The organism is Geobacter sulfurreducens PCA (genome assembly GCF_000007985.2).
Classification (GTDB): Bacteria; Desulfobacterota; Desulfuromonadia; order Geobacterales; family Geobacteraceae; genus Geobacter; species Geobacter sulfurreducens.
In genome coordinates this window covers 242521-260309 of record NC_002939.5, presented here as the reverse complement: position 1 = coordinate 260309, position 17789 = coordinate 242521, and the positions used below count along the sequence as shown (strand labels likewise).

Annotated in this window: 17 protein-coding genes; 12 read left to right on the top strand and 5 right to left on the bottom strand. The window is 65.4% G+C overall.

Going from position 1 to position 17789, the window contains the following annotated elements; translation table 11 throughout:
• Positions 1 to 125: 125 nt before the first annotated feature.
• The 5 genes from GS_RS01255 to GS_RS01235 all read right to left on the bottom strand — a co-directional run bounded on the left by GS_RS01255 (position 126) and on the right by GS_RS01235 (position 6179).
• Complete coding sequence (locus tag GS_RS01255; protein WP_010940926.1) at positions 126 to 1244, bottom strand: IS4-like element ISGsu1 family transposase; 1119 nt, start codon at positions 1242 to 1244, stop codon at positions 126 to 128.
• Between the two features lie 661 nt (positions 1245 to 1905).
• On the bottom strand, positions 1906 to 2346 hold the full coding sequence (locus GS_RS01250) for a DUF2721 domain-containing protein (RefSeq protein WP_010940924.1): 441 nt from the start codon (positions 2344 to 2346) through the stop codon (positions 1906 to 1908).
• Positions 2347 to 2391: 45 nt separating this feature from the next.
• Positions 2392 to 3369, bottom strand: coding sequence for a DMT family transporter (locus GS_RS01245; protein WP_010940923.1), 978 nt, complete (start codon positions 3367 to 3369; stop codon positions 2392 to 2394).
• A 60-nt stretch (positions 3370 to 3429) separates the two neighbouring features.
• Positions 3430 to 4716 carry a B12-binding domain-containing radical SAM protein gene (locus GS_RS01240; protein WP_010940922.1) on the bottom strand — a complete coding sequence of 429 codons (1287 nt, stop codon included), beginning with the start codon at positions 4714 to 4716 and terminating at the stop codon, positions 3430 to 3432.
• Positions 4716 to 6179: a B12-binding domain-containing radical SAM protein gene (locus tag GS_RS01235; RefSeq protein WP_010940921.1), complete on the bottom strand. Its 1464-nt coding sequence runs from the start codon at positions 6177 to 6179 to the stop codon at positions 4716 to 4718. The genes GS_RS01240 and GS_RS01235 overlap by 1 nt, the downstream gene beginning before the upstream one ends.
• A gap of 181 nt (positions 6180 to 6360) precedes the next feature.
• Here GS_RS01235 and GS_RS01230 point away from each other — a divergent pair, with 181 nt between their 5' ends.
• The 12 genes from GS_RS01230 to GS_RS01175 all read left to right on the top strand — a co-directional run bounded on the left by GS_RS01230 (position 6361) and on the right by GS_RS01175 (position 17789).
• Entirely contained in the window at positions 6361 to 7191 is an 831-nt protein-coding gene (locus GS_RS01230; protein WP_010940920.1) for a polysaccharide deacetylase family protein, read from the top strand.
• Positions 7176 to 7838 (top strand): glycosyltransferase family 2 protein, encoded by a 663-nt coding sequence (locus GS_RS01225; protein WP_010940919.1) that lies wholly within the window; start codon positions 7176 to 7178, stop codon positions 7836 to 7838. Before GS_RS01230 ends, GS_RS01225 begins: the two co-directional genes overlap by 16 nt.
• Before the next feature lie 49 nt (positions 7839 to 7887).
• The gene (locus GS_RS01220; RefSeq protein ID WP_010940918.1) at positions 7888 to 9264 is read left to right on the top strand and encodes a radical SAM protein; all 1377 of its coding nucleotides are present in this window, start codon (positions 7888 to 7890) and stop codon (positions 9262 to 9264) included.
• A 91-nt stretch (positions 9265 to 9355) separates the two neighbouring features.
• Entirely contained in the window at positions 9356 to 10255 is a 900-nt protein-coding gene (locus GS_RS01215; protein WP_010940917.1) for a lysophospholipid acyltransferase family protein, read from the top strand.
• A 4-nt stretch (positions 10256 to 10259) separates the two neighbouring features.
• Positions 10260 to 10517, top strand: coding sequence for a phosphopantetheine-binding protein (locus GS_RS01210; protein WP_010940916.1), 258 nt, complete (start codon positions 10260 to 10262; stop codon positions 10515 to 10517).
• Positions 10514 to 11806, top strand: coding sequence for a B12-binding domain-containing radical SAM protein (locus GS_RS01205; protein ID WP_010940915.1), 1293 nt, complete (start codon positions 10514 to 10516; stop codon positions 11804 to 11806). Before GS_RS01210 ends, GS_RS01205 begins: the two co-directional genes overlap by 4 nt.
• Positions 11807 to 11820: 14 nt before the next feature.
• Entirely contained in the window at positions 11821 to 12651 is an 831-nt protein-coding gene (locus GS_RS01200; RefSeq protein WP_235044940.1) for an ACP S-malonyltransferase, read from the top strand.
• 1 nt (position 12652) lies between these two features.
• A complete protein-coding gene (locus GS_RS01195; protein WP_010940913.1) occupies positions 12653 to 13075 on the top strand; it encodes an acyl-CoA thioesterase in 423 nt (140 codons plus the stop codon).
• On the top strand, positions 13072 to 14457 hold the full coding sequence (locus GS_RS17675) for a lipid biosynthesis B12-binding/radical SAM protein (RefSeq protein WP_010940912.1): 1386 nt from the start codon (positions 13072 to 13074) through the stop codon (positions 14455 to 14457). The genes GS_RS01195 and GS_RS17675 overlap by 4 nt, the downstream gene beginning before the upstream one ends.
• A 61-nt stretch (positions 14458 to 14518) precedes the next feature.
• The gene (locus tag GS_RS01185; protein WP_010940911.1) at positions 14519 to 14995 is read left to right on the top strand and encodes a MaoC family dehydratase; all 477 of its coding nucleotides are present in this window, start codon (positions 14519 to 14521) and stop codon (positions 14993 to 14995) included.
• An 11-nt stretch (positions 14996 to 15006) separates the two neighbouring features.
• Complete coding sequence (locus GS_RS01180) at positions 15007 to 15423, top strand: thiol-disulfide oxidoreductase DCC family protein (RefSeq protein WP_010940910.1); 417 nt, start codon at positions 15007 to 15009, stop codon at positions 15421 to 15423.
• Positions 15424 to 15503: 80 nt separating this feature from the next.
• Positions 15504 to 17789, top strand: a complete 2286-nt coding sequence (locus tag GS_RS01175; RefSeq protein WP_010940909.1) for a Tex family protein — start codon at positions 15504 to 15506, stop codon at positions 17787 to 17789.

Genomic DNA, 17789 nt, shown 5'->3' with positions numbered 1-17789 from the left:
TAAGTGCACAACTTCGGCAGAATAGAAAATAACAAATCAGTCCGTCTGTCGGGAAAGTTTGACTACCCGTAAATTCTCCCTGGAACTGAAACTTGATATGCCGCGCCACTGCTGTCCCATAGTTTCTAAAGCAGCACCAGTTGTGGCGAAGCCTCTACTTTCGGTGGTTTGAATAGGCTTTCAAGGTCTCGCCGCTCGAACAAATTCAGCTGTAATAACCGTAATATCTGCTGCATCGACGATCCGATCTTTGACAGAAACGTCAAGTATGCCAGTACCAGATACACGCACAGGGCAATCCAGATCTGTGTGAGTACGGCATTCTCCGAGGTGCCGAGGAAGGTCTTGATCTTCAGGTTCTGTTTGATCCACTTGAAGAACAGTTCGATCTTCCAGCGCTCTTTGTAGAGATCCGCCACGATTGCTGCTTTCAGGTGATGCGCATTGGTCACGAAGCGGTAATCGTTGCCGTCATCGGCGATGAACTGGACAAGCCGCAGTTTGTCCTTCATCCCTTTGAGCCGAATCTCCTGGTCAAGAATGACGCCCGTTGCTTTCCTGCCGGGACGCTTCTTGAAGTATTCCACCAAGGCGTTCTCTTTCAGCCGGGTTACGAAGAAGATGCCGTTGGTCGTTAGTTGCTGCCACCAGTCGTAATCGGTGAAGCCCCGGTCAAAGACGGCCAGTGAACCGGCAGGCAGTTGTAGCATCCTGGCCCAGGACATCTCGTGCTTCTTGCCTTCGGTCACATCGATGAACTCAGGCAGATAGCCGTCAGCATCAAGACCGACATGCATCTTTATGGCACCCTTCTTCTGCCGGTAGGTGGCCCAAGGGAACGCCTCCAGACAGAGATTGATGGTGGTGGCATCCAGCAGATAGACTTTTTCATCGATCTTGAAGCGATGACTGGGTGCAACTGCCTTGCATCGATGCAGCATTTTGTAAAAGAGCTCTTTGTACAACTCATGCGGCTGTTCATCGTTCACTCTGGCCAAGGTGGTACGGGAAACCGTCTTCATGCCCAGATGATAGAGCTTGTGGCCTTGGGCCTTGAGGTTTTCCACGATATCCCGCAGACTTTTTCTGCCGGAAAGTTGACAAACCATCATCGCCATGAACTGCGACCAACGGTTAAAAGAACGAAACTTCTGCCCGATGTGATGCTTGCGGGCAAGGGATTCAAATTCATGTCTCTTGAAAAAACCGACAACTTGGTTAAGGACTGTGTTACAATGTGCCACGGCTCTGATCTCCTTGTTAATATTGGTGTTTTGGCGAACTCAATATATCACAAGTAGCTCTCAGGGCCTCTCTTTATTCAGTTAAACTATGGGACAGCAGTGATGCCGCGCAAAGCTCCATGACAGGTCCATCGCACAACCGGGCGACTGTGACCGGCCTGCCGTCATGCCCGCTGCCAGCAGCAGGGTTTAGCCGCTGGATGTGTCATTCATGATGCGCGGAACATCTTCTCTTTTGCCACGCCGGTGAGGGGTCACGGACTGGAGGCCGACGAGATGAGAGGGTACTCAACACCAACCGTAACAGTTACCGCAGAGGCGACAGTGAGGGAGGCTGCCGGCGCTGTCAGGACAGAGCCCCTGAACCTGGTGGCAGAAACACGCGTGGAGGAAGACTGTCCGGAGTATCGTCTGTCTCGTGACCTGGAGTCCCCGAGCCAGTGCGCCATCCGCGGGAGACGGCAGGGTTATACCTGGCGCAGCCCTCACGATGGAACTTCGGCAATTTGCGGCACCGAAAGGGAGGCGGTAGCCGGCAGGGCTGCCCACAGGAATCCGGCACGTGCCTGCGGTGCTGAATAGATTGTGGAGGTGGTGGCGGAATATCTCGTCGTGGAGCGGATTGTGTACAGTCATCGCGCTCGGCCCGGGATCGGCAGCGTCAGCGCATCCCCAGGCGTGCAGTGGCGATCGCCAGGTAGATCTCCCGGAGAAAGCCCAGCAAGCCTCCGATCAGTGCGAGCATGGCAAACACGAACAGCAGGGCGGCAACGTCCGACACATTGACGTGGAGGAACGCACCCACAAAAAGCAGGGCTATGACCACGCACACGAGGAGCGCGCTTATCGTGCACGAACTGATGGCCCAGTTGATCAACCGCATGCGGCGACCGAGCGTTGTCAGCTCAAGCCTGGCCAAGGCCCTGCCATCACTGGCGACATCGGCAAGGTGCTGTTCGATGACGCGGGCACGGTCAACGATGCGGCCCAGCCGATTGATGAGCACGGACAGAATCGCGCCGACACCGGTGAGGAGAAAAACCGGCGCGACAGACATCTGGATGACATGGGCAATGTTCGAAACGACGGGCTCTGGCTGCATTATGCCGGCATCTCCCCCGGGGATGAATTCCATCCGTGATCATTATTACCCTTTCTCTGCCCGGCTGTGAACCATTTCTTTAAGCGGACCCGCGGTCTGGGCCCGGACATACAGCATGAGCCCGCCGACGACCAGCACCAGCCCCGCGGTGCCCGACGAGCCCGGCAGTGCGCCATGGAGAAAGACGATCTCCCCTAGAAGCGAAAAAATAACCTCGGTCGATTGGGTCGCATCAATGGCGGCAAGTTCGTAGGTAGTTGACGCGCAATGCCGGGCATGAAGAAACAGGCTCGTGGCAATGACGCCGGAAAACACCGCCACCAGGGCCGTGTTGACCAACTGACCGGGCGAGGGGGGCGGGGGCGCTGCCACGATGAGCAGCACGACCCAGAAGGGGATCGAGCCGAGCACCATGAGCAGTACCCTCCCGAAGCTGTCGTCGACGACGGGGTCCGTTATGGCCGGCAGCAGAGAAGATGTCCCATGGCGGGCCTCCCACACCATCTGGTTGCCCAGGGGATAGGCGAATGCCGCGGCCACAACCGGCACTACCCCCCGCAGGATGTCGCCCAGCGGAGCGGCGGTTGCCTGCTCAAGGGTAACCAGCACAATGCCGAGAAAAATCATGGCAGTGAACAACACCCCCCTGGCCGGCACCCGGCGGCCGAACAGCAGGAGCACCACCGGTGTCGCGAGGATGGTAATCTGCCAGGTGGTTGCCACCACCCAGCCGGGAGCGAACGACGCGCTGAAGGAGATCAGGGCGTAAAACGCCCCGCAGCCGACACTTCCCGCCGTGGTCCAGAACAGCCAATTCCGGCGAAAGGCGTCCCATGCAGCAATCAGTACCCCCCGTCGTCCTTTCAGCAGCAACCAGGTGCAGAGCAGAAGCAGCATGTATCCGTAGCGCAGGCTCGCGGTCCATGCCCAGTGCCCTCCCTCCAGGCTCATGGCCCGGTTGAGCACGAACGTGCTGCTGAAGAAGAATGCCGCAAGTATTCCGAAGACAATCAAACGGGTCATGGCAGACGTTCCATCCTCATGCCGGCAGGGTACGCATCGGATCGAGAGGAGAACGGTGCCCTACGGCGCCCCATCCTCCAGCAGGTCGTTTGGTCCCTTGCGCAGCATGTTGTAGGCGAAATTCGTCAGGCGGCGCCCCGGATTGCGCATGACGCGGGTGGCGATGGCCCGCCAGGAGTAGGCCTCACGGCGTGCCTCCAGCCAGCCCCGGTGAAGCCGTTCGGGAGACATGAGACGGGGCCGGAAGACCACGGTAGAGTGATCGTAACGGGACCAGTCGGTGGTCAGGAGCCGCCCCTCCTCCTGGAACTGGCGGAACAGGGCCGTGCCGGGGTAGGGGGTGAGGATGTGGAAGGTGGGGACGCTGGGGGAGCACTCCTCCAGGAAGCGGACCGTGGTCTCGAAGACGCTCTCGTCGTGGTCGTCGAAACCGAAGATGATGGAGGTTTCCAGGATGATGCCGGCGTCGCGGACCCGCTTCATGAGATCGGCCTGGGAGTAACGGGTGCCGGACTTGGCCATGTTGGCGTGGGCCCCGGTCACCGACTCGATCCCCACGAAGAGGCCGATGCACCCCGAGTCCGCCACGAGTTTCAGGAGCTCCGGGTCCTCGGCAAAACGGAGATTGGTCTGGGAGCCCCAGCGGACGTTCATCTCGGCCAGCCCCCGCAGGATGGGCCGGGCCTTGGCCGGATCGCCCAGGAGGTTGTCGTCGAGAAAGACCACGAGCTTGCGTCTGAAGGAGCGAATCTCTGCCAGGATGTCGTCGGGGTCGCGGTAGCGGAAGGTGCGGCCGAAGTAGGGAGTGACGGTGCAGAAGGAGCAGTCGTAGGGGCAGCCCCGGCTCGCCTGGACCGTCTGGGTGGTGAGGTAGCGGCGGCCAGCCAGGATCTCGCGGCGGGGCCAGGGGGCGGAGAGGATTTCGTCCGTGGGGACCGGCGCCCGGTAGACCGGTGCGAGCCGCCCGGCCAGGAGGTCGTCGAGAAGGTGCGCCCAGACCGGCTCGGCCTCCCCCACCACCACCGCGTCGGCGTGCTCCAGTGCCTCGTCGGGCAGGACCGTGGGGTGGATTCCCCCCATCACCACGGGGACACCCCGGGCCCGGAACCGGTCGGCGATCTCATAGGCCCGCGTCGCCTGGTGGGTCATGGCCGTGATCCCCACCAGGTCGAAGGTTCCGTCAAAGGGGACCTCGTCATGGACCTCGTCGGCCAGGATCACCTCCCAGTGGCGGGGCGTGGCCGCGGCCACCATCTGGAGCGAATGGGAGGGAAGCTGAAAATAGCGCGCCCAACCGAGCTTGTGGGTCGCCGGGTAGATCAGCAGCAGCCGAGGGGAACGGGACATCAGGCGGCTCCCCCGCAGTACGCCCCGGCGCTGAAATCCACCAGGGGCTCCGTTGTCCGGGGCCGGGTCGCCTCGTACTCCCTGAGATAGGCCTCGGGCTTCATCATCCGCTGGGTCCGCCAGAGGACCCGGGCGATGTAGGGAATCTGGGAGGGGCGGACCTGCTTCATCCAGTCCACCAGGCTCTTGTCTCCCGAGGTATTGAGGATGGAGCGGCGCCAGGTCTCGGCATAGAGCTCGAAGAAACGCGGGGCGCCCACCCGGGGGTCCCACAGGAGGTGGTGCATGTCGAAGTTGGACCAGGGCTGGCGGGCAATGCGCGGGGCCACTTCCCGGAAGAAATCGGTGCCGGACAGGGGCGTGAGGATCGTGAACCCGGCCCGCTGGAGGCCGTAGCGGGCCACAAAGTCCCAGAGGTCGCGGAAATCGTCCTCACCCCAATCAGGATCGATGAGGAAATTGCCGTTGATGCCGTAGCGCAGTTCGCGGGCAAGGCGGACCGCCTCCACGCTCTCGGCCACGCCGGAATCCTTGGTGATCCCGGCGAGCCCCTTGTCCGTGGCCGCCTCCAGCCCCAGAAAGATGTCGAAATCCTTGGCCAGGGGACGCCAGGCGGCCATGAGGTCGGCGCTCCGGCAGATGAGGTCGGTGCGGGTCTGGACGAGAATCCAGCGTTTGAAAACCCCGCGCTTTTTCAGCGCCTCGGCCAGCTCCAGGCTCCGGGCCGGATTGTGCCAGAAGAGGTCGTCGGCCACGAAGATCGAATCCCCGGCCGTGGCGAAATCCTCCACCACCGCGGCAATGCTCCGCTCGCGGCAGGAACGGCCGTAGAGCTGCCAGACGGAGCAGAAGGAGCAGCGGTGGGGGCAGCCCCGGGCCGTCTCCACGAGCCAGACCGGCTTAAAGAGAAGGCAGTGGTAGCCGGAGCGGTGCCGGTCCACCAGGTCCCGGGCCGGGAGCGGCACGAGGTCGAGGCAGGTCTGGCGGTCGAGGCAGGGGGTGTCGCGCCAGCCGTCGGGTTCGCGCAGCCGGAGCCCCGGTACCTCGTCAAGCCGCCCACCCTTCGCCAGGGCGGCGGCAACCAGGGGCACGATTTCCTCCCCGTCGTCGCGGCAGATGGCGTCCACCGCGTCGCACTCCAGAGGAGCGGGAAAGGCGGCGGCCGCATGCCCCCCCACGAAGATGAAGGCATCGGGGCTTGCCCGCCTGACCTCACGGGCCGTTTCAACCACCCGCTCGTACTCCAGGGCGTGGAGGCAGGATATTCCCACGAGACGGGGCCGGGTGCGCCTGACCCAGGTTGCGGCACCGGGGCGGAAGCGAAGATCTGCCGCGGTAACGGTGTGGCCGTGGGCGCGAAGCGCCGCGCCGATGTATTCGAGCCCCAGGGGCTCGACCCGAAAGAAGGGGCCGAGGCCGAACCGGTCGTTGCCGGGATGGGGGCGGAGCAGGAGAATGTTCATCTGAATCTCGCCAAGGTGAAGTAACGGGGGTATTGTTTCCGAAAAGGGCGGCGGGGGTCAAGGGTAATATGTTTCGTTAAAGCTGATTCCCTGCGTATTGACTAAAGTTAGGCGGGAGTATTATACTTTCGCTATTCTTGAAAGCAGAGGGGGAGATGCCATCCCCTTTTTTTTCTCGGTGATGCCCGTTCTGAATGCCCTGACCATCGACGTGGAGGACTGGTACCATGTCTGCGGACTCCCCGGCGAGCCGGTCGTCAGTCCTGACACGGAGCGGGTCGTTCCCGCCGTCGGACGGCTGCTGGCGCTGCTGGCCAGGCGCGGCTGCCGGGCCACCTTCTTTCTGCTCGGCTCCGTGGCCCAACGGCATCCGGGCCTGGCGCCGTCAATCGCCGAAGCGGGCCATGAGATTGCTTCGCACGGCTGGTCCCACCGGCTCGTGACCGGGCTCTCTCCCGAAGAATTCCGGACGGAGCTGCGGCGAACCGGTGACCTCCTGGAACGGCAGACCGGCCGGCGCCCCGTGGGATTCCGGGCACCCCAGTGGTCCCTCTGCCGCCGGCGGACCCCCTGGGCCTTTCCCATCCTGCGGGATGAGGGATACCGGTACGATTCCAGTCTCTCGCCGCTCCCCTTCGTGGGAGACCGGCGCGGTCCGCGCGGTCCGTTCAGGATCGACACCCCGGCGGGGCCCCTGGTGGAGGTGCCGCCCCTGGTGACGCGGACCCCCTTGGGAAACCTGCCGACGGGCGGCGGGTGGGGCTTCCGGTTCTTTCCGCTGGGGCTGATCGGGGCCAGCGTAGCGGGATTGAACCGGCGCGGCATGCCGGCGGTGCTGTACGTTCATCCCCGGGAGGTTGACCCGGAGGGCCCGCGGCTGGCGCTGCCGCCCCTGCGCTCCTTCGTGGCCTACGGACCGCGTAGCGATGCGGCACCGCGACTCGACGCCCTGCTGGAACGATTCTCATTCACTACACTCGATCAGTTGGTTGACCGTTGGGATACTGTATAATCATACCAGCCTACAACGCGGCCCGGACCCTGCCGGCCGTGGTCCGGGAAGTCCTCGGCCTGGGGATGCCATGCCTCGTGGTGGACGACGGCTCCACCGACGGGACCTCCGCCACGGTGGAGGGGCTGGGGGTACACCTGCTGCGCCACGACGGCAACCGCGGCAAGGGAGCGGCCCTGCGGACCGGCTTCGAGTGGGCGCTCGCGCACGGATACTCCGGCGTGGTGACCCTGGACGCCGACGGCCAGCACGACCCCACGGCCATCCCGCTCCTGGCGGCTACGGCCCGGGAGCGCAACGTCGACATCCTCATCGCCTCCCGCGATACCCAGTTCCGGGAGATGGCGGGGCTTCGCTCCGTCTGGAACCGCTTCGGCGTCTGGTGCATGAGGAAGCGGACCGGCTTCACCATCACCGACAGCCAGTCCGGGTTCCGCTGGTACTCCGCCCGGCTCCTGAAAGGGGTCTCCCTGGAGGCGAGCGGCTACCACCTGGAGATGGAAATCCTCATGAAGGCATGGCGGGGTGGATTCGCCATCGATTCGCTCCCCGTGGCCGCCCGGGTGGCGGACGGACGTGCCACGAGCCATTTCCGGCCGGTGCGGGATACCTGGAATATCTGCATGACGTTCCTGCGCCACATGTGAGGCTGCGCAGGGGCCCTTTTGCCGGGAATCACAACGAGGTCACAGATTGATGCTCCAGAGCCTGAAAAACTATACAACCGAAAAGATCGTCTCCCTCCTTCTCTCCATGGCCACCAACGCCTCCAACGAGAACCTGGCGCGGATGACGCACCTGATGGAGCTGATCCCGAAGAAGGAATACTACAAGGAACGGATCCGCTGGATCCGGAGGCTCATCCGGGAGAACCATCCTTCCATCGAGTTTCCCCGCCGTATCCTGCGGGAGATCCACCCCAACCAGCGGGAGAAGTGGATCACGAACCTGGCGGTGAACCACCTCCTCTCAGGCACCAACAAGCGGAAGGCGTGGCAGGAGCGGGAGGGGTACTATCCCCCCTCCACCGTGGTCATCAGCACCACCATGAAGTGCAACCTCTCCTGTTACGGCTGCTACGCGGGCGATTACGCCAAGGCCCTGGAGCTGACCAACGACGAGATCGATTCGATCCTCACCCAGATGAAGGAGATGGGGGTTTACTTCGCCGTCATTTCCGGCGGTGAGCCGTTCTTTAAAGAAGACATCTTCGAGATCTTCAAAAAGCACTCGGACATGGCCTTCCTCGTCTTCACCCACGGCGGGCTCATCGACGAGGCCATGGTACGGAAACTGGTGGAGGTGGGGAACGTGATGCCCGCCTTCTCCCTGGAGGGGTACGAGCAGGAAACCGACGAACGGCGCGGCCCCGGCCATTTCCGCAAGGTCATGCGGGCCATGGACCTGCTGCGGGAGGCGGGGCTCTCGTTCTGCGGCTCCTTCACCCAGACCAGCCGGAATACCGACATCATCACCAGCGACGAGTACATCGACATGCTGGTGGCGAAGGGGGTCTTCGCCCTCTGGCTCTTCACCTACGTGCCGGTGGGACGGGAGCCCGATCTGGAACTGATGGCGACACCGGAGCAGCGGGACGCCCTGCGGCGCCGGATCGTCGATTTCCGGGCCGCCAAGCCGATGCTCTTCGTGGACTTCTGGAACGACGGACCCATCATCAGCGGCTGCATCGCGGGGGGGCGCAAGTACTTCCACATCAACGCCAACGGCGACATCGAGCCGTGCGTTTTCTGCCACTTCGCCGTGGACAACATCCGGCGCACCACCCTGCGGGAGGCCCTGCGGTCGCCGCTGTTCCGGAAAATCCGCCAAGTGCAGGGCGAGCACGACAACCTGCTCCGCCCCTGCATGCTCATCGACCACCCTGACGTGGGGCGCGAGCTCTTCCAAAGCGCCGGGGCCTATCCCACCCACGAGGGGGCCGACGCCATCTTCACCGCTCTGGCGGACAACATGGACGACTATGCCCGGCGGTACGCCGAGTTCGCCGACCCGGCCTGGGAGCAGGAGTTCGGCGCCGGGCAGGGGAAACGGCCCAAGGGCGTAACCCGCTGATGTATCTGAAACCTGAATCCCTGGAGCCGAAGAGCCACGGATTCGGGAGAAACTTCACCGACGCCGGAACTCCGGCATGACGAGCTGACACGTGCCGCTGCACAACCGGATAAACCTGTTCCTTATCAACCTGTTCACCCTGCTGGTCCCCCGGACGGTCCATGCGCCCTTCGCCTTTCTGACGGGGCTGATTCTCTACCTGGCCATTCCCGGGCCCCGGCGAGGGGTGCGTGCGAACCTGAGGGCCGTGACCGGCAGGCGCAACGTGGAGCGGCTGGTGCTCTCCACCTACTACAAGTGCTCCCGCAACTGGACCGACATCATGCTCATGATGCGCCGCCGGGGCGAGCGGCTCTTTGCCCTCATCGGCCGGCAGGAGGGGCACGGTATCCTGGATCGGGTCCTGGCGGAGGGGAACGGTGCCATCATCGTTTCGCCCCACCTGGGCAACTGGGAACTGGGGGGGCTGGGGCTGGCCGAGCGGGGCTACCGGCTCAACGTCATGACCTTCCGGGAGCCCGACGAGCGGGTGAACGACCTGCGGGAGCGGGTCCGGGAGGAGCGGGGCATCCGCTTCATCTACGTGGACCGGCACGACACCTCTCCCCTGGCTGCCGTGGAGGCGGTGAACGCCCTGCGCCGCAACGAGGTGGTGGCGCTCCTGGTTGATCGCGACGGCTCGTCCCAGACCATGGAGCTGGAGTTCTTCGGCCGGCCGACCCCCATCCCGGTGGGGGCCGCCTACCTGGCCCTGGCCACGGGTGCGCCGGTCATGCCGGTGTTCGTCCCCCTGGAGGGGAGCCGCTACGCGACCATCATGGAGGAGCCGATCCGGTTCGTCGGCGGGCGGGGCCGCAACGCCGAGGCCATCCGCCGGGGGATGGAGCAGGTACTCGGGGTCTTCGAGCGGTACATCCGCTGCTACCCTGACCAGTGGTACAACTTTTTCGACTTCTGGAACAATGAACACAACGAAACCGTGAAGGGATAACCGCATGTCCGACCAACTTATTGTGCAGGTAAAGCAGATGATCATCGACGCCCTCCGGATCGAGGGAATGTCCCCCGACGACATCGACACCGACGCCCCCCTCTTCGGCGAAGGGCTCGGCCTCGATTCCATCGACGCCCTCCAACTCGTGGTGGCCATGGAGAAGGATTTCGGCGTGGTGGTCCCCGACGCCGCCACCGGCACCAAGGTCTTCGCGTCGGTCCGAAGCATGGCCGACCATATCGCCGCCAACCGGAAATGAAGATTCTCTTCGTGGCGCCGGGCTGGCCCCGGGGCAGGCTCTGGGGCGAACTGGGCTTCAAGTTCCCGTCCCTTGCCCTGGCCGCCCTGGCTGCGGTTACTCCGCCCGAGTGGGACGCGGCCCTCTGCGACGAGAGCCGGGAGACCATCGACTTCAATGCCCCGTGCGATCTGGTGGCCATCACCGCCATGACCCCCCAGGCGCCCCGGGCCTACGAGATCGCCGCCGGCTTCCGCGCCCGGGGAAAAACCGTCGTCATGGGGGGATTCCACGCCAGCAATCTCCCGGACGAGGCCCTCGGCCACGTGGACGCCGTGGTGGTGGGCGAAGGGGAACTCTCCTGGCCCCTGCTGCTGGCGGATTTCCAGGCGGGCCGGCTCCAGCGCCTCTACCGGTCCCCGGGGCTCCTGCCCATGGCATCGATCCCGGTGGCCCGGCGCGAGATCTTCGCCGGCAAGGGGTATCTGCTGACCAACACCCTCCAGACCACCCGGGGTTGCCCCTTTGACTGCGAATTCTGCTCGGTCACCGCTTTTTACGGCCGCAAGTACCGGGAGCGCCCCGTCGAAGCGGTGCTGGCCGAGCTGGAAACCCTGCGCAAGGCCAATTCCTTTGCCTTTTTCGTGGACGACAACCTGGTGGCCGACCGCCGCTACGCCCTGCCCCTGTTCCGGGGGATGAAGGGAATGGGATTCAAGTGGCTCTCCCATGCCCCCATCGATTTCGCCGGTGATGAGGAGTTGATGCGGGCCGCCGGCGAATCGGGCTGCATCGGCATGTTCGTGGGATTCGAGTCCCTGGACCAGGAGGCCCTGGCCGCCATGGGAAAGGTGACCAACAGCTCCTCCGCGTTCCTGGACCAGGCCCGGAAATTCCGGGACCACGGCATCGGCATCCTCGGGTCCTTTGTCCTGGGCTACGACGGCGACACCCCGGACTCCTTCGGACGCATCCTCCGCTTCTGCGAAGAGGCCCGGATCGAGGCGGCCATCTTCCCGATCCTCACCCCCTACCCCGGTACCGCCGTACGCCGGCGGCTGGAGGCCGAGGGGCGGATCACCTCCAACGACTGGCGCGACTACGACATGGGGCACGTGACCTTCCGCCCCACGGGAATGACCGCCCGGGAGCTCCAGGATGGGCACGACTGGCTCAACCGCTCCTTCTACTCCTTCGGCTCCATGTGGCGGCGCATCGGCAAGCTGCACCGCTCGGTACAGGTCTTCGGCCCCATGAACCTGGGGTTCCGCAGCGCCATCCGAAAATCCGACAAAACGAAAGCCTCCTGACCATGATCTGCTTCATGTTTCCCGGACAACCCCTCGCGCCCCCGGTCGAATTCCCGGAGGACGCGGATTTCGAGGCCATTGCCCTTTTGACGCGGCAGCGGGCCTCCTTTGACCTGCACACCTTTTCCTGGACCGGCGAGCCGTCCAGCGATACCGTGGCACTCCAGGCCTACGGCGTGGCCATGGGGCTCTACCGGACCCGCCGGCTCAGGGCCGAGGGGATCGCGCCCCGGCTCATCGCCGAGCACAGCATGGGGATCTACCCCGCCCTGGCCGCGGCCGGCGCCCTGGATGAGGGGGACGCCCTGGAGCTCGCCGTCCGCCTCGGCAGGACCATGGCCGCCATGGGGAGACAACGGACCTACGCCCTCGGCTGCATGGTGGGGCTCACCCTGGAACCCCTCCTGGTCATTGCCGAGAACAACGGCGTGTACCTTGCCAATCACAATACGTCCCGCCACTTTCTCCTGGCCGGCGAACGGGGGGCCATGGAGGACGCCTGCGCCGAGGCCCTGGCCCGCGGCGCCTTCTCGGCCAGGCTCTTTCCGTGCGACGCCCCGCTCCACACCCCGCTCATGGCGGAGGTGGCAGAAGAGCTTGCTGCCGTTGCCGGCGATTACCGCTACCGGGAGCCGTCCGTCCCCCTGGTGGACCACATCGACCAGGACTTCCTGGCCGCCGCAGACCTGCCGGTGTTCATGGTCCGGGACCTCATGGAGCCGGTCCGGTGGGAGCGCACCTACCGCGCCCTGCGCGCCGCCGGCGTCGACCGTCTTTACGAGGTGGGGGCGGGTGATTCCCTCCGCAAGTACAACCGGTGGATCGAAAGCGAGCGGGGGAGGTAGCATGCGGGAACACGAGACACCACTCACCGTCCGTTTCAACGAGGTTGACTCCTACGGCGTTGCCTGGCACGGCCACTACGTGGCCTGGCTGGAGGTGGGGCGCAACGACCTGGCGGGGCGATTCGGGCTCGACGCGGCCCAGATCGGCGAGCTGGGATACCTGGCGCCGGTCGTGGACCTGGAGCTCTCCTATCGCCGACCGGCCCGTTTCAACGAGGAACTGCGGATCATGACCACGGCCCGCAGGACCGAAACGGCCACCATCGAATTCGCCACCCGCATCCTTGGAGCCGACGGCACCCTCTACGCGCGGGGGCGCACCGTTCACGCCCTCACCGACCGGGACGGGGTGCTCCAGTACCGCCTTCCCCCCGCAGTGGGCGAACGGCTGGAACGGCTGCTCGCCTGGACGGAGGGGGCATGAGGCTCCTCCTCGTGTCGGCAAACCGGGAGCGGAGCCCCTACCCGGTCTTTCCCCTGGGGCTCGCCTGCCTGGTCCCGTCCCTGGAGGCGGCCGGCCACGAGCTCCGGGCCCTGGACCTCTGCTTCGAAGCCGATCCGGAGGAGGCCGTGACCGCGGCTCTGGCGGATTTTACCCCCCAGGCCGTGATCATCTCCGTCCGCAACATCGACAACGTCACCTGGCCCGGCTCCCGCTCCTACGTGGCCGGGGTCAAGGCCATCGTGGACCGCTGCCGGGGCATAGCCACCACCATCCTGGGGGGATCGGGCTTCTCCCTCATGCCCGCCGAACTCCTCGCCTTCACCGGCGGTGACCTCGGCGTGGCGGGCGAGGGAGAGGAGATCCTGCCCGAGCTCCTGGCCTGCATTGAGCGGGGCGAGTCCCCGGCGGGTTTGCCGGGAGTGGTGGCCGGCGCCGGGGCCTTTGCGCCGCCCCGGCCGGTGGAGCGGATCGCCGCCCCGGACCGGCGCCTCTTCGCCCTGGCCCGCTACCGGCGGGAGGGGGGGATGGCCAACATCCAGACGAAGCGGGGATGCCCCTTCGGCTGCATCTACTGCACCTATCCGCTCCTGGAGGGACGGCGCATGCGGCTCCGGCCGACGGCGGAGATCGTGGCCGAACTGCGGGAACTGGCCGATGCCGGCATCGACTACGTCTACTTCGTGGACGACATCTTCAACTACCCTCCCGACTTTGCCGAGGAGCTCTGCCGGGCCATGATAGCCTCGGGTCTCACCATGGGCTGGTCGGCCTTCATAAACCCCCAGTTCATCACCCCGCGCCTCATGGAATCCATGGTGGCCGCCGGCTGCGACGCCGTGGAGTTCGGCACCGACTCGGGCTCGCCAGCCATGCTCCGCAACCTGGGCAAGTCCTTCGGCGTGGCACAGATCCGGGAGTCGTCCCGCATCTGCCGCGAGCTGGGGGTCGACTTTGCCCACTACATCCTCTTCGGCGGCCCCGGCGAAACCCCGGCGACCATTGCCGAGAGCTTCGCCCTCATGGACGAGGTGGCCCCCACCGCGGTCATCGCCATGACCGGCATCCGGATCTTCCCCGGCACCCCCCTCTTCGAACGGGCCGTGGCCGAGGGGATGGTGACGCCGGATGAACCGCTCCTGGAACCGACCTTCTACCTGGCCCCCGCCATCAGGGACGTGCTGGGGGAACTCGTCACTGACGGGGCCATGACGCGGCGGAACTGGGTGGCGCCGGGACTGGAGATCAACATGAGCGACGCCATGCTGGAGGCCATGCGCCACTTCCCGGTGCGCGGTCCCCTGTGGAAACTGATCAAGCGGCTGGGACGGAGCCACGCGAAACCGCTTTCCCAGCCTCAATAGCCGCTGTAGGGGCACTTCACGAATTGCCCCTACAGTGAACGGCAGATTTCACGGAGGTTCTATGTCGGCAGCGGACGACCTGATCGCATTCCTTGCCCCGAAACTCGGCACTGAAACCCACGTGGGCCCCTGGCTCACCGTCGACCAGGAGCGGATCGACCGGTTCGCTCACGTAACCGGCGACATCCAGTGGATCCACACCGACCCGGAGCGGGCCCGGCGCGAATCCCCCTACGGCGCCACCGTGGCCCACGGCTTTCTGACCCTCTCCCTCCTCCCCTGCCTCACGGAGGCGAACCATCCGGACTTCTTCCAGCGCAACTACCCCGGCATGCGGCTGCGGGTCAACTACGGCCTGAACCGGGTCCGCTTTCCCCAGCCGGTAATCGTGGGCTCCCGGCTCCGGGCGCGCACCCTGCTCAAGGCGGTGGAGCCCCTGGCCGGGGCGGTCCAGATCACCTACGAGATCACCGTGGAGATCGAGGGCAAGGACAAGCCCGCCTGCGTGGCCGAGCAGGTGGTGCGGGTCTATCCCTGAGGCGGCGCACCGTGCCGACCCCTCCGGCATTCCCCCTCACCGTCTTCTATGACGGCGCCTGCTCCGTCTGCGCGGCCGAAATGGCGGTCTACCGGCGCAAAAACCACGGGGGACGGCTCGTCTTCGTGGACATCAGCGATCCCGCCTTCGACCCGTCCCCCTGGGGCATCACCCTGGAGGCGTTCATGGCGCAGATGCACGCCATCGACCGGGATGGCCGCGCCTACCGGGGAGTGGAAGGCTTCTGGGCCATCTGGCAGGCCTTCCCCGCCTCAACCTTCTACGGGCTCCTCGGCACCCTCGTGATGCTGCCGGGGTTCAACCTCCTGGCCCGGCTCGGCTACCGGGGATTCGCCCGCATCCGCAGGTACCTTCCCAAACGCGCATCCCGCTGCGACGGCGGCACCTGCCGCATGGACCGGCACTGAAGCCTTCCCCGCTTTTCAAACGCCGCCCCCTGTGGTAGGATGCCCGCCTTTCCCAACTCCCCCGGAACAGAGGACTTTCCATGGCACTGAGCGACCAGACCCTGCAGGATATTCTCCGCTACCTGACCGAAGAAACCGGCCTCGCCCCCTTCCAGGTGGCGAACACGGTGGAACTTCTGCGCGAAGGGGGCACGGTCCCCTTCATCGCCCGCTACCGGAAGGAGCGGACCGGCGAACTGGACGAGGTCGGCATCCGCGGGATCGAAGAGCGCCTCGCCTATTTCACCGAGTTGGAGGAGCGCAAGCTCACGGTCCTCAAATCCATCGAGGAACAGGGGAAGCTCACCCCCGAGCTGGCGGACCGCATCCGGACATCGCGCCAGAAGACCGAGGTTGAGGACCTCTACCTCCCCTACAAGCCCAAGCGGCGCACCAAGGCGACCATCGCCCGGGAGCGGGGGCTGGAGCCCCTGGCCGACCTCATGGCGGCCCAGGAGCTGACCGCGGGCACGCCCGAAGAGGCTACCCTCCCCTTCGTGGACCCCGCCGGCGAGGTGCCCGACGCGGCCGCCGCCCTGGAGGGAGCCGGCCACATCCTGGCCGAGCGGCTGGCGGACGACGCCGATGCCCGGGCCTTTGTCCGCCGCCTCACGGCCGACCAGGGGATCTTCTGTTCACGGGTGGCGGCCGACCGGAAAGGGGCGGTCACCAAGTTCGAGATGTACTACGACCACCGGGAGCCCCTGAAATCGGTACCCTCCCACCGGATGCTCGCCATGCGCCGGGGCGAGAAGGAAGAGGTGCTCGTCCTGACCATTGAGGCGCCGACGGAGGAGATCCTCGCCGGCCTCCGGGCCCGGATCGCGGGGCGCGCCAGCATCTTCCGCCAACTTCTGGAAGGGGCGGCAGAGGACGCCTACAAACGCCTCATCGCCCCCTCCATCGAAGTTGAGCTGCGGCTGGAAGCCAAGCAGCGGGCCGACGAGGCAGCCATCACCGTCTTTGCCCAGAACCTCCGCAACCTCCTCCTGGCGCCGCCGGCCGGCGGCAAGCGGGTCCTCGGTGTGGACCCGGGGCTGCGGACCGGCTCCAAGCTGGCTGCGGTAGACGGCACTGGCCGGTTCCTGGAGCATGTGACCATCTACCCCCACGCCGGCGGCGAAGGGAAGGTGGCGGCCGCGAAGCGCGAATTCCTCCGGCTGGTGGAGTGCCACGGCATCGAGATGGTGGCTGTGGGGAACGGCACCGCGGGACGGGAGATGGAGCAGTTCGCCAAGGAAACCCTGGCCGAAGGAGGCAAGAGGATTCCTGTGGTCATGGTGAGCGAGGCCGGGGCCAGCGTCTACTCCGCCTCGGAGATCGCCCGGGAGGAGTTCCCGGACCTGGACCTGACCGTGCGGGGGGCCATCTCCATCGCCCGGCGCCTCCAGGATCCCCTGGCCGAACTGGTGAAGATCGACCCCAAGAGCATCGGCGTGGGCCAGTACCAGCACGACGTGGACCAGCGCGCCCTGAAGAAGTCCCTGGACGCGGTGGTGGAGTCGTGCGTCAACTACGTGGGAGTCGACCTGAACACCGCCTCCTGGGCGCTCCTCTCCTACGTCTCCGGCGTGGGGCCGTCCTTGGCCCGTGCCATTGTCCGCCATCGGGACGAGCACGGTCCCTTCCCCGCCCGCCGGGCACTCATGAAGGTCCCCCGGTTCGGCGACAAGGCCTTCGAGCAGGCAGCCGGCTTTCTCCGCATCAGGGGCGGCGAACACCCCCTGGACGCCACCGCCGTCCACCCGGAGCGCTATCCGGTGGTGGAGGCCATGGCAACGGATCTGGGCGTGTCCCTCAGCCAGCTGGCCGCCGACCCGGCCCTGCCGGCGCGGATCGACCTGAAGCGCTACGTGACCGACGCGGTGGGGCTTCCCACCCTGCGTGACATCATGGAAGAGTTGAAAAAACCGGGCCGGGACCCGCGGGAGGAATTCCGCACCGCCGCCTTCCGGGACGACGTGACCGAGATCGGCGATCTGAAGGAGGGAATGGTGCTCCAGGGGGTGGTGACCAACGTGACCGCGTTCGGGGCCTTCGTGGACGTGGGGGTCCACCAGGACGGCCTGGTCCATGTGAGCCACCTCTCGGTCAAGTTCGTGAAGGACCCGGCCGAGGCGGTGAGGGTGGGGCAGGTGGTGCAGGTGAAGGTCTTGTCCGTGGACGTGCAGCGCAAGCGCATCTCCCTCTCCATTCGGGAGGCAGCGCCCGGCGGTGCCCCGCGGAGCACGGAAAAGCCGGCGCGAAAGGAAGAGCCGCGGAAAACCGGCGGCGGACTTGACCTGGGAGGGCTGGAACGGGCCGGATTCCGGGTGAAAAAGCGGTAA

Coding starts and splice junctions, on each gene's coding strand:
- GS_RS01205 (WP_010940915.1), top strand. CDS start 10,514: ATGAAGATTCTCTTCGTGGCGCCGGGCTGGCCCCGGGGCAGGCTCTGG.
- GS_RS01240 (WP_010940922.1), bottom strand. CDS start 4,716: ATGTCCCGTTCCCCTCGGCTGCTGCTGATCTACCCGGCGACCCACAAG.
- GS_RS01175 (WP_010940909.1), top strand. CDS start 15,504: ATGGCACTGAGCGACCAGACCCTGCAGGATATTCTCCGCTACCTGACC.
- GS_RS17675 (WP_010940912.1), top strand. CDS start 13,072: ATGAGGCTCCTCCTCGTGTCGGCAAACCGGGAGCGGAGCCCCTACCCG.
- GS_RS01250 (WP_010940924.1), bottom strand. CDS start 2,346: ATGCAGCCAGAGCCCGTCGTTTCGAACATTGCCCATGTCATCCAGATG.
- GS_RS01230 (WP_010940920.1), top strand. CDS start 6,361: ATGCCCGTTCTGAATGCCCTGACCATCGACGTGGAGGACTGGTACCAT.
- GS_RS01210 (WP_010940916.1), top strand. CDS start 10,260: ATGTCCGACCAACTTATTGTGCAGGTAAAGCAGATGATCATCGACGCC.
- GS_RS01200 (WP_235044940.1), top strand. CDS start 11,821: ATGTTTCCCGGACAACCCCTCGCGCCCCCGGTCGAATTCCCGGAGGAC.
- GS_RS01245 (WP_010940923.1), bottom strand. CDS start 3,369: ATGACCCGTTTGATTGTCTTCGGAATACTTGCGGCATTCTTCTTCAGC.
- GS_RS01195 (WP_010940913.1), top strand. CDS start 12,653: ATGCGGGAACACGAGACACCACTCACCGTCCGTTTCAACGAGGTTGAC.
- GS_RS01235 (WP_010940921.1), bottom strand. CDS start 6,179: ATGAACATTCTCCTGCTCCGCCCCCATCCCGGCAACGACCGGTTCGGC.
- GS_RS01220 (WP_010940918.1), top strand. CDS start 7,888: ATGCTCCAGAGCCTGAAAAACTATACAACCGAAAAGATCGTCTCCCTC.
- GS_RS01185 (WP_010940911.1), top strand. CDS start 14,519: ATGTCGGCAGCGGACGACCTGATCGCATTCCTTGCCCCGAAACTCGGC.